A 14,191-nucleotide genomic window follows, 5' to 3' on the forward strand; every position below is an offset into this window, starting at 1 on the left:
GAAGCCGACGCGACAAAGGAGCGCCCTTGACGGGCTCCCCGTAAGCGCCACACTCCGGTCCAGAGGACGGCCCCACCAACACCCGATCCGGGCCCGCTCCAACACCGCCCCCACCCCGGCCGCCACCACCACCCGACCCGGCCCCACCCCACACCGGGATCTCACCCGCACCCGCGATCCGGGCCCACCGGACACCGCCCCCACCACCACCCGACCCGCCCCCACCCCCACACCCCCCTCCCCCCGGCCAATTTGTTGCCCGCGCTGGCTTCCCACCCAGCGTGACGCGCGTAGATTTAGCCGTACAGCCGTACCAGCACAGCAGTACCAGCCGTACCACTGGAAGGAACCCCATGGACGTCATCTCCGTCATCCGCACCAAGCGTGACCGCGGCGAGCTGAGCCCCGAGCAGATCGACTGGGTCATCGACGCGTACACGCGCGGCGCGGTCGCGGACGAGCAGATGTCCGCACTGGCCATGGCGATCCTGTTGAACGGCATGAACCGCACGGAGATCGCCCGCTGGACCGCCGCCATGATCGCGTCCGGCGAGCGCATGAACTTCGACCAGCTCTCCCGCCCGACCGCCGACAAGCACTCCACCGGTGGCGTCGGTGACAAGATCACGCTGCCGCTGGCCCCGCTCGTGGCGGCCTGCGGCGCGGCGGTTCCGCAGCTCTCCGGCCGGGGTCTCGGCCACACGGGCGGCACGCTCGACAAGCTGGAGTCCATCCCCGGCTGGCGCGCGCTGCTCTCGAACGCCGAGATGCTCGACGTACTGGAGTCGACGGGCGCGGTGATCTGCGCAGCGGGCGACGGGCTGGCCCCGGCCGACAAGAAGCTGTACGCGCTGCGGGACGTGACCGGGACGGTCGAGGCGATTCCGCTGATCGCCTCCTCGATCATGTCGAAGAAGATCGCCGAGGGAACGGGCTCGCTCGTGCTCGACGTGAAGGTCGGCTCCGGGGCCTTCATGAAGAACATCGAGGACGCGCGCGAGCTGGCCTCCACGATGGTCGGCCTGGGCACGGACCACGGCGTGAAGACCGTCGCCCTCCTCACGGACATGGCGACCCCGCTCGGCCTCACGGCGGGCAACGCCCTGGAGGTGCGGGAGTCGGTCGAGGTCCTGGCGGGCGGCGGCCCGGCGGACGTCGTCGAGCTGACGATCGCGCTGGCCCGCGAGATGCTGACCGCCGCCGGGCTGCCGGACGCCGACCCGGAGAAGGCGCTGCGGGACGGTTCCGCGATGGACGTGTGGCGGCGCATGATCCAGGCGCAGGGCGGCGACCCGGACGCGGAGCTGCCGGTGGCCCGCGAGCAGCACGTCATCAACGCGTCCGCGAGCGGCGTGCTGACCAAGCTGGACGCGTACGCCGTGGGCGTCGCCGCCTGGCGTCTCGGCGCGGGCCGGGCCCGCAAGGAGGACCAGGTCCAGGCGGGCGCGGGCATCGAGCTGCACGCCAAGCCGGGCGACAAGGTCGTCGCGGGCCAGCCGCTGATGACGCTGCACACGGACACGCCGGAGAAGTTCGCGTACGCGATCGAGGCGCTCGACGGCGGCGTCCTGACCGCGCACGAGAGCACGGACTTCGTCCCGGCGCCGATCGTGCTGGACCGCATCGCCTGAGGCGGGGCCGCGCAGGCGGTGAGTGAGTGAAGGGCCGGGGGAGGAACGGACGGGCGGGGCCGGTGCCAGGGCGCACCGGCCCCGCCCCGCGTTCCGCGGCATTTCGGGCTGGCGCGAGTGGAACGCATACTCACACGTACACGTGTTCCTAGATGGAACGCCCCATCGATTCGCACGCCACCGTATGTCGCCGCAGGAGTACGCCCATGACCGTCGCGCCCCCGCCCCGGCGGACCGCGCAACAGCCCGCCGTACCGGTCCAGCGGAAGACCGCTGCACCGGGGACGGGTTCTGGTGCGGGCCCGCAGAAGCGGCTGCCGAGCAGGCTGCCGTCCCGGTTGCTGTCCCGGTTGCTGTCCCGGCTGGACGGGACGGACCGTGACGTCCTGTGGCTGTACCTGTTCACGCGGATCGGGCTGTGGATCACCTCGTACGCCGTGGCCTGGGTCTTCCCGGGCGACGGGGACGCGAAGAAGGCGACGTCGGCGCTGTCGCGGTGGGCCCAGTGGGACTGGACGCACTTCCTGCACATCGCGCAGGAGGGCTACTTCCCGGAGGGGACGGGGCCGGGGGCCGGTCCCGGTTCGGAGGGCTGGGACAACAGGGAGGCCTTCTTCCCCGGCTTCCCCCTGCTGCTGCGCGCGGTGCACGGGGTCGTCCCGAGCTGGACCCTCGCCGGGCTGCTGATCTCGTTCGTGGCGGGCGCGGTCGCGGTGCTGGCGCTCGTCCGCATAGCGCGGCTGGGGATGCCGGGGGAGAGCGCCGCTTCCGTGGCGGGCGAGAGCACTGCTTCCCTTTCGGGGCAGCGCTCCGTTCTGTTCCTGCTGCTCTCGCCCTGCGCGGTCTTCCTCGCCGCCGGATACACCGAGGCCCTGTTCCTGGCCTTCGCGCTGCCCGCCTGGCTGGCGGCGCAGAAACAGCGCTGGCTGCTGGCCGGCATCCTGACCGCCCTCGCCACCACCGTCCGGATATCCGGCCTCTTCGTCGCCGCGGCCATCGGCGTCCACTTCCTCGTCACCGCCTGGCGGGCCCGCTCCGCCCGGACCTGGCGCGCCCTGCCCTGGACCCTCCTGCCCGCCGTCCCGGCCCTGCTCTACAGCGGCTACCTCTTCAACCGGACCGGCGACTGGATGGCGTGGAAGCACGCCCAGGAGCGGGGCTGGTACCGGACCTTCCACCCGCCGTGGGAGGCGTGGAACACCACCTGGCACGCGGCCTTCGACGGGACGTACAGCACGGGCTACGCCTTCATGTGGCAGGCGGAGCTGGTCGCGCTGGTCGTCGGCGTCGCCCTGCTGGTTGCTCTGGTCGTCCTGCGCCGCTGGCCGGAGGCCGTGTACGTCGCCCTGAGCCTGTGGGCCCTCGCGACGTCCTACTGGCTGACGTCGGTGCCCCGGGCGACGCTTTTGTGGTGGCCTCTGTGGACACTGCTCGCGGCGTGGAGCGTGCGCAGGCCACGGGTGAAGGTGGCGTACGTGGCGGTGGTCGCCCCGCTCATGGTGGTGTTCGCGGTGTCGTACTTGTCGGGGCGCTGGACAGGGTGAGCGGCGGGGTCCGGTGCAGGTCAGGCACCGGACCCCCACGAGCGCGGTCGACGAGTTCAGATGGCCACCGCTCAGCAGTACACGTACACGGAGTCCATGCCGTCGTTGTCTTCAGGGGCGAGGTTGCCCTGCCACCCGCCCGGGATGACCCCCATCGACCCGGTCCAGTCGGGGTAGTAGAAGATCTCGGCCGCGGCGTTCCTCCTGTTCCACGCAGAGGTGGCCCTGTTGCGGAAGTCGTTGGGTGCCACGCTGTAGCCGCAGGGGGCCCTCCAGAAGGCCTTCGTGCCACTGCCGATCCCCCCGCCGTCTGCCTCCGAGAAGAAGCAGGTCTCCCCGTTCTGGCACCAGTCGTAGCGTTTGATCGCCGCATCGGGCCCGGTGACCGTGTAGACCCCCGGCTGCCCGGCGACGGGAGTGATCCGGGTCTCGGCACCGGCCGTCGGCGTGACCGCCAGCATCGCGGCCACCGCACCCACCACAGCAAACGTGGTCAGCTTTCCTCGCACTCGCATGTGTGCACCTTTTTCAGTCACGTGGGCCACTTCAGCCCCTCCGATGTACTTGCGTCGTGCCATGTGTCAGGCTCCGGCATCGGAGCGGCCTCTGTCGTTGGCCTGCCGCGCTGTGCTTCTTGTCAACGCGCGCACGGTCAACCCACTTACTCAGAACGGCGCCTGAGCTCCCCGGGAGTCACCCCGTACGCGGCCCGGAAGGCCCGGCTGAAGCCTGCGGCGTTCGTCAGCCCCCAGCGCGCGCCGATGGCGTACACGGGTACGGAGCGCAACTGCGGTGATGCGAGGTCCCGGTGACACCGCTCCAGCCGCCGACGTCTGATCCGGGCCGCGACGGTCTCCGGGCGGTCGCGGAAGAGCTGGTGCAGATGACGTACCGAGATGCTGTGGTGGGCCGCGACGGTCTCGGGGCTGAGGAGCGGATCGGCGAGGTTGTCCTCGATGAAGGTGTCGACGGAGGCCAGCAGGACCTCCTGCCGGGTCTTGGGCCGCAGCCTCTCCTGCGCCCCGATCTGCTCGGCGAGGAAACCGCAGGCGAGGTCCAGGCCCGTGGCGCCGAGCCGGACGCCCGCGCTGTTGCCCAGGGTGGCCGCCTCCTCCGTCACGCACTCCAGGTAGCGCGCCAGGACCCGGCCGGTACCGGAACAGGCCGGAAGGCGGCGGGCGAGCAGCAGGTAGAGCCGGTCCTTCGGCAGCGGAACCAGGGACAGCGGCAGGTGCAGGACCATCGCGCGGGCGTCACCGATGTCGGGGCCGCTGAGTGCCACGCCTTCGTAGGGGCGGGAGGAGATCCACAGGACGAAGTCGCCTCGGGCGAGCCGGGCGGTCCGCCCGCACTGGGTCACCGTCATGGCCCCGCCGAGCACCAGGGCCAGGGAGTAGGCCTCCGGCCCCGCGCTGCGTACGACCGTCGTGGGAGGTTCCGACAGCAACGCGGAGAAGGTGACGGTGTTCAAGTGCACCGGGCCCAGGGCCAGGACGCCCGCCCGCCCGGTGAAGTCGGCGGCCGGGTCGCCGGAGCACGGGGCGGGCCCCGCACCGGGCGGCACCACTCTGCACCACCACTCGAACCGGTGCTTCAGCGGCAGGACGGAGGTTCCGAATTCCCTGTGGCCCATGATCTCCCCGTGTGGTCAGTAGGTGACCAAGCGTGCGACACGGGAAGTCCAAGATCCTTAGCAATCGGGTGAGTTGGCCGAAACCCTGCTCCCGCCGGGGTGTGCGGGGGCAGCCGGAGCGGGGTGTTCCGATGAGTTTCGGCCGACCGGCCGGTCTACCCCTGCGTGGAAGACTCGACGCACGACCCCATGACGATCGTCGGCCCGGTGACCAAGGCCGACGTCTCGCCCCTCTGCGAGCGCCTGCACGCCCGCCTCCTGCGCACCGGCGAGACCGAGCTGACCTGCGACGTCGCCGCCCTCACCGAACCCGGGCTGGCCGCCGTCGAGGCGCTCACCCGGATGCGGGTGGCCGCTCGGAGGCTGGGGTGCCGCCTGGTGCTGCGGCACCCCGCCCCCGAGCTGCTCGGCCTACTCGACCTTGTCGGCCTCACCTTCGAGACCGCCGGGGGCGGCAGCGGGGGCGCCGCCGGGAGCAGCGCCGGGGGCGCCACCGGCAGCCGCAGCCGCCGCGGCGGCGAAGGCCGCTTCGAATCCGGAGATCCCCCCGGGGACGGCGACCGGCCCGGGAGTGCCGTCCGCCTCGATCCGCTGCGGGAGGTCGAAGAGCGGGAACCACCGCTTGGTGTCCAGGAACGTATTGATGTGGGAGATCCGGCCGTCTGAGATCTCCAGCACCTGGAGCGCCCACGGCGAGAAATGGCCCTCGGGCGTGGGGTGGTACTGGGCGAAGGCCGGGGAGCCGTTCGCCATGGTCGCCACCATGCGGGAGCCGTTGCAGGCCGCGCCGTGCGTGAGCATGAAGCCCGTGATGTCCGCGGCGCCGACCAGCCACAGGTCGAACGGGGGCATGGAGAGCACGGCGTCCTCGTGGAGGAGGGCGGTCAGCGTCTTCATGTCGTAGCCCTCGAAGGCCGCGACGTACCGTTCCAGGAGCTTCTGCTGCTCCTCGTCCATCGGCTTGAGGGTGTCCGACGCGGCGGTCTTTGACTCGGCCAGGGTCGCCCGCGCCCGCTGGAGCGCGGAGTTCACCGAGGCGACGCTCGTCTCCAGCAGCTCCGCGACCTCGCTCGCCTTCCAGGCCAGCACCTCGCGCAGGATCAGCACCGCCCGCTGCTTCGGCGGCAGGTGTTGCAGCGCCGCCACGAAGGCCAGTCGTACGGACTCGCGCGCGACGGCGGTCTCGGCCGGGTCGGCGACCGGGCTGAGCACCCGCCCGTCGGGCACCGGCTCCAGCCAGACGGCCTCCGGGTGCGGGTTCAACTGGGCCTGGGCGAGCGGCTTGGGGTCGGTGAAGTCCATCGGCCGGGCCCGCTTCTTGCTGCTGCCCAGCATGTCCAGGCACACGTTCGTCGCGATGCGGTACAGCCAGGAGCGCAACGAGGAGCGGCCCTCGAAGCGGTCCTGGCTGCGCCACGCGCGCACCATCGTGTCCTGCACGGCGTCCTCCGCCTCGAAGGCGGAGCCGAGCATCCGGTAGCAGAAACCGGTCAACTCGGTCCGGTAGTCCTCCAGTTGTGCGTCCACACCTGGCGTCGCGACATCACTCACAGGGTCCACCCCACCCGCTCATCCACCCGCTTTTCGAACTGTGCTGTGGACTTTACGGGAGGGGTCTGACAACGGGAGGGGCAAAGCCGCGAAATGCCCCCACCCGCCAACGGGTTGTGATCCCGCTCAGGTGCCCGCGGGGGTCTGCGTCCGGGTGCCCGCGGGGGTCTGTGCTCAGGTCCCCGGCTTGCGCCCGTACACGAAGACGTTGCTGCCCTTCTTCAGCAGCCCCCAGTACTTCTTCGCGTCGGCCGTCCGCATGTTCACGCAGCCGTGCGACCCGGGCGGGGCCGACATCGGCAGGCTCACCGCGTGGAAGGCGATGCCTCCGTCGAAGAACTGCGAGTACGGCATCCGCACGTGGTACAGCGTCGAGTAGTGGTTGATGCTGCGCAGGTAGACCTTCTTCAGGCCGGTCCGCGTCTCGAACCCGTTGCGCCCCGAACGGATCGGCACGGCCCCGTACACGACCTTCTTCCCGTCCTGGATCCAGCTCAGCTGGCGGGTCAGGTCGACACAGGCGATGCGCCCCTTGTTGGTGGGGCACTTGCCCGCCGCGTTCGGGTTCTTGGCGGCCTTCTGCTTGTTGATCGCGTCCATCGCGCGCCAGGTCACCGGGCCCGCGTAGCCGATGGTCGGGGTGATGCCGTTCTTCTGCTGGAAGCTGCGGATCGCCTTGCAGTCGGCCACCGACTGCTTGCCGTCCACCTTCAGCTTCAGGAATTGCTCAGCCTGCTTCTGGTACGGCCCGGTCTTGGCCGTACACGAGGCGGCGGCCTGGGCGGGAGCCGCGGCCCCCACCGTCAGCACCGCGGGAATCACCAGCGCGGTGATCCCGACGGCTATGCCCGTACGGGTGCGGAGCGCGGCGCGCACTCTCTTCGTGTCCCCCATGGACGTGTCCCTTTCCCCTGCGTGCAGCACGCGCGTGCGTGCCGTACTGCACGTTTCTTGCCCGGTAGACGACGGGAGAAGCCAATCCGTTGTACCGACACGGGGGTTGGAGTGTCACGACTTCGTGACAGGGGGCGGACGCGGCACGGGACGCGGAACGGGGGTGCCCGCGAAGGCACCCCCGTTCACCGGCTCCGTACGGGACTCAGGAGCGCGCCGCCACGAGCAGCGAGCGCCGCTCCACCCGTGCGCAGCGCGTTCCGTACAGCGTGATCGCGGCGACTCCGACGACGGCCAGCAGGCCGAGGGCGACGGTGCCCTCCCAGCCGCCCGCGTGGAACGCGGTCGCGCCGAGCGTGCCGCCGACGCTGGAGCCCAGGTAGTACGCCGACTGGTACAGCGCGGAGGCCTGCGCCCGCCCGGTCTTCGCGGTGTGGCTGACCGACGAGGAGGCGACGGCGTGCCCGGCGAAGAAGCCCGCGGTGATGAGGACCAGGCCGGACAGGACGCCGGTGAGCGAGTCCGAGAGGGAGAGCAGCAGGCCGAGGGTGGTCGTGGTGACCGCCAGGTACAGCGCCCCGCGCCGCCCGGTGCGGGCGACCAGCCTGCCCGCCGCCGCGGAGGAGACCGTACCCACCAGGTAGACCAGGAAGATCGAGCCGACCACGCCCTGCGGCAGGTTGAAGGGAGCCTCGACGAGGCGGTAGCCGATCACCGTGTAGACCGCGCCGAAGACGGTCATGAAGAGCGCCCCGATCGCGTACAGCCTGCGCAGCAGCGGGTCGGAGAGGTGCGTGCCGACCGTCCTGGCGAGGGCCTTCGGGTTCAGCGTGCCGGGCGTGAAGTTGCGGGCCCTCGGCAGCAGCAGCCGGAAGACGACCGCGCACACCAGCGCCATCAGCGCCACCGAGGCGAGCGCCGCCCGCCAGCCCCACAGCTGCGCGACCCAGCCGGTCACGATGCGTCCGCTCATGCCGCCGATGGAGTTGCCCGCCACGAACAGGCCGATCGCCGCCACCAGCGCCTTGGGCCGCACCTCTTCCGCGAGGTAGGCCATCGCGGACGCGGGCAGCCCGGCCAGCGCCGCACCCTGCACGGCACGCAGCGCGATCAGCCAGCCGACGTTCGGCGCCAGCGGGACGAGCAGGGCCACCGCGACGGCCACCACGAGGGAGTACGTCATGACCGTACGCCGCCCGAACCGCTCGGAGAGCGCGCTCAGGGGGAGGACGAACAGGGCGAGCGCGCCCGTCGCCGCCGAGACGGTCCAGCTCGCCTGCGCGGCGGTGACGTCGAGTCCGGCGGAGATCGCGGGCAGCAGTGCCTGCGTGGAGTACAGGAGGGCGAAGGCCGCCATGCCGGCCGCGAAGAGCGCGAAGCTCATCCGGCGGAAGCCGGGGGAGGAGGGGGCGAGCCGGGTGTCGACGGGCTCGCTCGCCACAGCGGTGGCCACAGGCGTAACTGAGGAATCAGAGGCAACGGGAGAATCGGCGCCCACAACTACAGGTATGGACGCCGTGGTACTGGCGGAAGGCATGCCAGAAACCTAGACCTGGCCTTCTCATGCGTCCAATGCACAGAACGGCGATAATCCATCCCATGCTGCATAAGCAAAGCTCACAGGGTCGGCTGTCACCGAGTAGTTACGAAGAAGACATTCAGCAGGTGCTCGCGCCGCGCCTGGCCCAGTTCGCGGCGGTCGCCCGCCACGAGCACGTGACCCGGGCCGCGCACGAACTCGGCGTGCCCCAGTCGACCCTGTCCCGGGCGATGGTCCGCCTCGAAGAGGACCTGGACGTCGCCCTGTTCGCCCGCAAGGGCCGCACGGTCTCCCTCACCCCGGCGGGCCGCACCTTCCTGACCGCCGTGGAACGCGCCCTGGCCGAGGTCGAGAAGGCTGCGGACGCGGTACGGGCCGACGCGGACGCGACCACCGGCAAGGTCGCCTTCGGCTTCCTGCACACCATGGGCTCGGAGACCGTCCCGGCGCTGATCCGGGCCTTCCGCGCCGACCACCCGCACATCCGCTTCCAGCTCGTCCAGAACTACGGGGAGGCGATGCTGGAGCGGCTGCGCGCGGGCGATCTCGACCTGTGCCTGACCTCGCCGGTCCCCGAGGCCCCCGACCTGGTGGCCCGCCGCCTCGACGAACAGCGCCTGCGCCTCGTCGTCCCCGACGACCACCGCCTCGCCTCCCGCAAGCGGGTCCGCCTGGCGGAGGCGGCCGACGAGACCTTCGTGACCCTCGAACCCGGTTACGGCCTGCGCCGCATCACCGACGACCTGTGCGCGCAGGCGGGCTTCCGCCCGAAGGTCGCCTTCGAGGGCGAGGAGGCGGAGACCCTGCGCGGCCTGGTGGCGGCGGGCCTGGGGGTGGCGCTGCTGCCGCCTCCCGCCGTGGCCCGCCCGGGGGTCGTGGAGCTGACGGTGACGGCTCCGCGCGCCGCCCGCGAGATCGGCGTGGCCTGGCTGGACGGCCACCCGGACACGCCCCCGGTGGCCGCCTTCAAACGCTTCCTGCTGTCCCGGCGCGGCCACATCCTGCCGCAGACGGCGCTCGTGGAGGTGCCCGGCGACCCCACGGACTGACCGGCCCTACGGGCTGACGGCCAGCACGAGGTACGCCGCGAACAGCGACAGGTGCACGCCACCCTGGAGGGGCGTCGCCCGTCCCGGCACGAACGTCAGCGTTCCCACCGCCACGGTCAACGCCAGCAGCACCATGTGCGTGGCGCCGAGCCCGAGCAGCAGCGGCCCGTCCATCCAGATCGACGCGAGCGCGACCGCCGGGATGGTGAGTCCGATGCTGGCCATCGCGGAGCCCAGTCCCAGGTTGAGGCTGGTCTGTACGCGGTCCCGCTTGGCGGCGCGTACGGCCGCGATGCTCTCCGGCAGCAGTACGAGCAGCGCGATCACCACACCCACCACGGACGCGGGCAGCCCGGCCGCGTCGACGCCCTTCTCGATGGTCGGCGAGACGCCCTTGGCGAGGCCGACCACCGCGACGAGCGAGACGGCGAGCAGCCCGAGGCTGATCAGCGCGACTTTCGCCGGGGGCGGGTCGGCGTGCTCGTCCTCGTCGATGACCTTGCCCTGCTGGGTGACGGGCAGGAAGTAGTCCCGGTGCCGGACGGTCTGCGTCACGACGAACAGCCCGTACAGGAAGACGGCCGCGACGGCGGCGAAGATCAGCTGGGTGGGGGTGAACTCGGCCTCGGGCGTGCTGGTGGTGAACGTCGGCAGGGCGAGGCTGAGCCCGGCGAGGGTGGCGATGGCGCCGAAGGCGGCGACGGACCCCTCGGGGTTGAAGACGGCCACGCGCTTCTTCAGGGCTCCCACCAGCAGGGAGATGCCGACGATGCCGTTCGTCGTGATCATCACGGCGGCGAAGACGGTGTCCCGGGCGAGGGAGGCGCTCTTCTCGCCGCCGTCGGCCATGAGGGTGACGATCAGCGCCACCTCGATGATGGTGACGGCCACGGCCAGCACGAGCGAGCCGAACGGTTCGCCGACCCGGTGCGCGACCACTTCGGCGTGGTGCACGGCGGCGAGGACGGCTCCGCCGAGGAACACCGCGAGGAGCCCGACGACGGGCCCCGGCATGTCGCGCCCCCAGGAGAAGGCGAGGAGGACGAGGGCGAGGACGGGCACGAAGGAGGCCCAGTGGGTCGGTTTGATGCGGTCGACGCTGGTGCTCATGGGTTCGAGGGTGTCAGAGGGACCAAAGTCCCGCGCGCGGTGCCCTCGGGCGGGCGGCGGTACGGGGACGCGGGTGCGGGGTGCGAGGGCCTTCGGGCGCGCCCGGCGGCGAGAGGGCGGGCACCGGGGTGGCCCGGTGTCGGGCGGGCCGCCCCCTTGCCCGCCCGTCCCGCCCCCGGGGGGCGGCCCCGCCGCCCAAGGGGGCTGGGGGAAGGGTGGGGGCCCGGGAGGGGGATGGTGCCCGGAGGGCATCCATCCAGGGGCGCGGGGAACTGCGCGACCAGCCACGACGCACCCGCACGGAACAGGGACCACGACGCACCCGCACGGACCCCCTCCCCCCCTACCCCCTCCCAAAGCCGGAGGCCAACGGCATGCGCAGCCCCAGCGGCGGCGGAGCCGCGAGCGCGTCCTCGACGGCCCGCGCGTACGGCCGCCCGAAAAGGGACCCGAGGACGAAGTCGGAAGTGAGGGCCCGCACCTCCGCCCGGTGCTGCCGCAGCCCGTGCCCGTCCGAGTGCACCTCGAACCTGCACGTGTCCCGGTTCGCCTTCTTCACCCGCTCCGCCAGCCGCAGCGACAGATCCGGCTCCGCCCACTCGTCCTGCGTGCCGTGCACGATGAGCACCCGCCGCCCCACCAGCTGCCGCACCGGCTCCTCCGCCACCGGCGACGGCAGCCACGGCGCCCACGCCACGACCGCCCCCACCGCCGGGTGCCCGGCCGCCCGCAGTGCCGCCCGGCCGCCCATGCCGACCCCGACCAGCCCCACCGGCACGTCGCCGTAACGCCGTACGACCTCCTCGACGGCCCACTCGGCGTCCGCCGCGAGCCGCGCGTCCGGCCCGTTCCAGCCGCGTCCCCGGTACCGGACGACATGTGCGCGCAGTCCCTGCGGCGCGCCCGCACCGGCCAGCTCCCGCGCGAGGCCGCGCCCGGCCGCGTACGACGCGACCGAGGGTCCCCGGGCCGACGTGACCTGGCCAGAGGGCAGCACCAGGAGGACCCCGCCGACCACGTCCGCCCCGACGGCCCGCCCCAGCCGGGCGTGCGGGCCCGGCTCGACTTGCTGTGTCATGACAGAACAGTCTCAGAACCCGAGATGGACTCCACCCGTCCGCACGGTCACTGTTACGTATCGAGTTGCCCGTCGATCTGGCGCGATCTACGCGCGTAGGGGCTAGAGTGCCCAGATGACGAGCCAGACCCCCGCCCAGACTCCCGTGCAGGGCCCCAACACGCCCTCCGCAGAACAGATTCGCCGCGCACCCAAGGTGCTGCTGCACGACCACCTCGACGGCGGACTGCGCCCCGGCACGATCGTCGAACTCGCCCGCGAGGTCGGCTACGACAACCTCCCCGAGACCGACGCCGACAAGCTGGGCATCTGGTTCCGCGAGGCCGCCGACTCCGGTTCGCTGGAGCGCTACCTGGAGACCTTCGCCCACACCTGCGCCGTCATGCAGACCCGCGAAGCCCTCTTCCGGGTCGCCGCCGAGTGCGCCGAGGACCTCGCCGAGGACGGCGTCGTGTACGCGGAGATCCGTTACGCGCCCGAGCAGCACCTGGAGTCCGGCCTCACCCTCGAAGAGGTCGTCGAGGCGGTCAACGACGGCTTCCGGGAAGGCGAGAAGCGGGCGAAGGAGAACGGCCACCGCATCCGCGTCGGCGCCCTCCTCACCGCGATGCGGCACGCCGCCCGCGCCCTGGAGATCGCCGAGCTCGCCAACCGCTACCGGGACCTCGGCGTCGTCGGCTTCGACATCGCGGGCGCCGAGGCGGGCTTCCCTCCCACCCGCCACCTCGACGCCTTCGAGTACCTCAAGCGCGAGAACAACCACTTCACCATCCACGCCGGCGAGGCCTTCGGGCTGCCGTCCATCTGGCAGGCCATCCAGTGGTGCGGCGCCGACCGCCTGGGCCACGGCGTCCGGATCATCGACGACATCACGGTCGACGGGGCCACCGGCGCGGTGAAGCTCGGACGTTTGGCCGCGTACGTACGGGACATGCGCATCCCCCTGGAGATGTGCCCCACCTCCAACCTCCAGACCGGAGCGGCCACCTCGTACGCCGAGCACCCCTTCGGCCTGCTGCGGAAGCTCCAGTTCAGGGTCACCGTGAACACCGACAACCGGCTGATGTCCGGCACCAGCATGAGCCGCGAGTTCGAGCACCTGATCGGCGCTTTCGGTTACACGCTCGACGACATGCAGTGGACGACGGTCAATGCGATGAAGAGCGCCTTCATTCCTTTCGATGAACGTCTCGCCATGATCAACGAGGTCATCAAGCCCGGCTACGCCGAGCTGAAGTCGGAGTGGCTCTTCCAGTAGGCCCCGTGACCAGCGGTTTCGCTGCCGGAGGCAACTGATCCCCTGTCCCACACAGTCCGCCGGGAATATCAACTCCCGGCGGATTGGTGGTGTTTGCGGGGCGTGGAAAGCTCTGACTAGCTTGCAGAGCCGCTCACTTCCCCCCATCTCTTGAGGACGTTGTTTTCATGAAGCAGTCTGCTGCCAAGACCCTCGGTACCGCCGCTCTCGGTGCCGCCTTCGTCGCCGCTGCCGCCGGTTCCGCCAGCGCCGCCGCCGCTCCCGCCGCCCCGGACGCGGCCGCCGCGCTGGGCGCCGTCTCCCAGGCCCTCCCGGTCGACCAGGTCGCGAGCAAGCTCCCGGCCGGTGGCCCGGAGGCCCTGAAGGCGGGCCAGGACGCGCTCGGCAAGAGCGCTCCACACGTCATGCCGGCCGGCGAGGGCCAGGACCCGGTCAACGGTCTCCTGGGCGGCCTGCCGACGAAGGGCCTGCCCACCGGCGGCCTGCCCACCGGTGCCGTCCCGGGCGTCGGCGCCTGATCCGCCGCCCCCGGGCACACGAGAAGGGGCGCACCTCCCGAGGGAGGTGCGCCCCTTCTTCGTACCAGCGGTACGCGTACCAGCGGTACGGGAAGGACGACTACCAGGCGGTCTTCGAGGTCTTCTCGGCCGGCAGGAAGATCCACAGGCCGAGGTAGATCAGGAACTGCGGTCCCGGCAGCAGGCACGAGGCCAGGAAGATCACGCGCATCGTGGTCGCGGAGGTGCCGAAGCGCCGGGCCAGCGCTGCGCACACTCCGCCGATCACACGGCCGTCGCGGGGGCGGACAAGTGCGGTCATGGCGGGCTCCTTCGCGAGCTTGAGAGGGCTCTTGTGGGGGAGCGTCCGATGCGCTCCCGGTGTAGTTCCATACTCCCGCCGCCG

At 71.5% G+C, this 14,191-nt stretch carries 13 protein-coding genes and 1 pseudogene; 6 read left to right on the forward strand and 8 right to left on the reverse strand.

The genetic code is table 11. The features are described 5' to 3' along the window. Positions 1 to 353 precede the first annotated feature (353 nt). Positions 354 to 1,631 carry a thymidine phosphorylase gene (locus ACIO3O_RS35510; RefSeq protein WP_401753026.1) on the forward strand — a complete coding sequence of 426 codons (1,278 nt, stop codon included), beginning with the start codon at positions 354 to 356 and terminating at the stop codon, positions 1,629 to 1,631. A 206-nt stretch (positions 1,632 to 1,837) separates the two neighbouring features. Beyond that, positions 1,838 to 3,175 (forward strand): mannosyltransferase family protein, encoded by a 1,338-nt coding sequence (locus ACIO3O_RS35515; protein WP_401753027.1) that lies wholly within the window; start codon positions 1,838 to 1,840, stop codon positions 3,173 to 3,175. 71 nt (positions 3,176 to 3,246) lie between these two features. Here ACIO3O_RS35515 and ACIO3O_RS35520 read toward each other — a convergent pair whose 3' ends face one another. Together ACIO3O_RS35520 and ACIO3O_RS35525 are read right to left on the reverse strand one after the other, a co-directional pair. Further along, positions 3,247 to 3,690: a peptidase inhibitor family I36 protein gene (locus ACIO3O_RS35520; protein ID WP_401753028.1), complete on the reverse strand. Its 444-nt coding sequence runs from the start codon at positions 3,688 to 3,690 to the stop codon at positions 3,247 to 3,249. Between the two features lie 146 nt (positions 3,691 to 3,836). Continuing rightward, complete coding sequence (locus tag ACIO3O_RS35525; protein ID WP_401753029.1) at positions 3,837 to 4,808, reverse strand: helix-turn-helix domain-containing protein; 972 nt, start codon at positions 4,806 to 4,808, stop codon at positions 3,837 to 3,839. Positions 4,809 to 4,997: 189 nt separating this feature from the next. Between ACIO3O_RS35525 and ACIO3O_RS35530 the strand changes: the two are divergent. Continuing rightward, a pseudogene (locus tag ACIO3O_RS35530) lies at positions 4,998 to 5,180 on the forward strand (hypothetical protein); the annotation flags it as partial. A 39-nt stretch (positions 5,181 to 5,219) separates the two neighbouring features. Here ACIO3O_RS35530 and ACIO3O_RS35535 read toward each other — a convergent pair. The 3 genes from ACIO3O_RS35535 to ACIO3O_RS35545 all read right to left on the reverse strand — a co-directional run bounded on the left by ACIO3O_RS35535 (position 5,220) and on the right by ACIO3O_RS35545 (position 8,790). Then, positions 5,220 to 6,359, reverse strand: coding sequence for a sigma-70 family RNA polymerase sigma factor (locus ACIO3O_RS35535; RefSeq protein WP_401753030.1), 1,140 nt, complete (start codon positions 6,357 to 6,359; stop codon positions 5,220 to 5,222). Between the two features lie 174 nt (positions 6,360 to 6,533). Next, entirely contained in the window at positions 6,534 to 7,253 is a 720-nt protein-coding gene (locus tag ACIO3O_RS35540; protein WP_401753031.1) for a L,D-transpeptidase family protein, read from the reverse strand. 205 nt (positions 7,254 to 7,458) lie between these two features. Further along, positions 7,459 to 8,790, reverse strand: coding sequence for an MFS transporter (locus ACIO3O_RS35545; protein ID WP_401753032.1), 1,332 nt, complete (start codon positions 8,788 to 8,790; stop codon positions 7,459 to 7,461). 62 nt (positions 8,791 to 8,852) lie between these two features. Between ACIO3O_RS35545 and ACIO3O_RS35550 the strand changes: the two genes are divergently transcribed. Then, on the forward strand, positions 8,853 to 9,842 hold the full coding sequence (locus ACIO3O_RS35550) for a LysR family transcriptional regulator (protein ID WP_401753033.1): 990 nt from the start codon (positions 8,853 to 8,855) through the stop codon (positions 9,840 to 9,842). A 6-nt stretch (positions 9,843 to 9,848) separates the two neighbouring features. On the opposite strand, the gene ACIO3O_RS35555 is transcribed toward ACIO3O_RS35550, so the two are convergent. Both ACIO3O_RS35555 and ACIO3O_RS35560 read right to left on the reverse strand, forming a co-directional pair. Further along, the gene (locus tag ACIO3O_RS35555) at positions 9,849 to 10,952 is read right to left on the reverse strand and encodes a calcium:proton antiporter (RefSeq protein ID WP_401753034.1); all 1,104 of its coding nucleotides are present in this window, start codon (positions 10,950 to 10,952) and stop codon (positions 9,849 to 9,851) included. Between the two features lie 343 nt (positions 10,953 to 11,295). Then, positions 11,296 to 12,030, reverse strand: a complete 735-nt coding sequence (locus ACIO3O_RS35560; protein WP_401753035.1) for a dienelactone hydrolase family protein — start codon at positions 12,028 to 12,030, stop codon at positions 11,296 to 11,298. 115 nt (positions 12,031 to 12,145) lie between these two features. Here ACIO3O_RS35560 and ACIO3O_RS35565 point away from each other — a divergent pair, with 115 nt between their 5' ends. Together ACIO3O_RS35565 and ACIO3O_RS35570 are read left to right on the forward strand one after the other, a co-directional pair. Beyond that, positions 12,146 to 13,288, forward strand: a complete 1,143-nt coding sequence (locus ACIO3O_RS35565; RefSeq protein ID WP_401753036.1) for an adenosine deaminase — start codon at positions 12,146 to 12,148, stop codon at positions 13,286 to 13,288. Between the two features lie 167 nt (positions 13,289 to 13,455). Next, positions 13,456 to 13,806 carry an ATP-binding protein gene (locus tag ACIO3O_RS35570; protein ID WP_401753037.1) on the forward strand — a complete coding sequence of 117 codons (351 nt, stop codon included), beginning with the start codon at positions 13,456 to 13,458 and terminating at the stop codon, positions 13,804 to 13,806. A gap of 100 nt (positions 13,807 to 13,906) precedes the next feature. On the opposite strand, the gene ACIO3O_RS35575 is transcribed toward ACIO3O_RS35570, so the two are convergent. After that, positions 13,907 to 14,107: a PspC domain-containing protein gene (locus ACIO3O_RS35575; protein ID WP_401753038.1), complete on the reverse strand. Its 201-nt coding sequence runs from the start codon at positions 14,105 to 14,107 to the stop codon at positions 13,907 to 13,909. Positions 14,108 to 14,191 lie beyond the last annotated feature (84 nt).

This window comes from Streptomyces sp. NPDC087440 (assembly GCF_044744005.1).
In the GTDB taxonomy this organism is placed as follows: domain Bacteria; phylum Actinomycetota; class Actinomycetes; order Streptomycetales; family Streptomycetaceae; genus Streptomyces.

What these genes read in the sequence shown, in the direction of transcription:
- ACIO3O_RS35510 (WP_401753026.1), top strand. Translation starts at nt 354, where the DNA reads ATGGACGTCATCTCCGTCATCCGCACCAAGCGTGACCGCGGCGAGCTG.
- ACIO3O_RS35515 (WP_401753027.1), top strand. Translation starts at nt 1,838, where the DNA reads ATGACCGTCGCGCCCCCGCCCCGGCGGACCGCGCAACAGCCCGCCGTA.
- ACIO3O_RS35520 (WP_401753028.1), bottom strand. Translation starts at nt 3,690, where the DNA reads ATGCGAGTGCGAGGAAAGCTGACCACGTTTGCTGTGGTGGGTGCGGTG.
- ACIO3O_RS35525 (WP_401753029.1), bottom strand. Translation starts at nt 4,808, where the DNA reads ATGGGCCACAGGGAATTCGGAACCTCCGTCCTGCCGCTGAAGCACCGG.
- ACIO3O_RS35540 (WP_401753031.1), bottom strand. Translation starts at nt 7,253, where the DNA reads ATGGGGGACACGAAGAGAGTGCGCGCCGCGCTCCGCACCCGTACGGGC.
- ACIO3O_RS35545 (WP_401753032.1), bottom strand. Translation starts at nt 8,790, where the DNA reads ATGCCTTCCGCCAGTACCACGGCGTCCATACCTGTAGTTGTGGGCGCC.
- ACIO3O_RS35550 (WP_401753033.1), top strand. Translation starts at nt 8,853, where the DNA reads ATGCTGCATAAGCAAAGCTCACAGGGTCGGCTGTCACCGAGTAGTTAC.
- ACIO3O_RS35555 (WP_401753034.1), bottom strand. Translation starts at nt 10,952, where the DNA reads ATGAGCACCAGCGTCGACCGCATCAAACCGACCCACTGGGCCTCCTTC.
- ACIO3O_RS35560 (WP_401753035.1), bottom strand. Translation starts at nt 12,030, where the DNA reads ATGACACAGCAAGTCGAGCCGGGCCCGCACGCCCGGCTGGGGCGGGCC.
- ACIO3O_RS35565 (WP_401753036.1), top strand. Translation starts at nt 12,146, where the DNA reads ATGACGAGCCAGACCCCCGCCCAGACTCCCGTGCAGGGCCCCAACACG.
- ACIO3O_RS35570 (WP_401753037.1), top strand. Translation starts at nt 13,456, where the DNA reads ATGAAGCAGTCTGCTGCCAAGACCCTCGGTACCGCCGCTCTCGGTGCC.
- ACIO3O_RS35575 (WP_401753038.1), bottom strand. Translation starts at nt 14,107, where the DNA reads ATGACCGCACTTGTCCGCCCCCGCGACGGCCGTGTGATCGGCGGAGTG.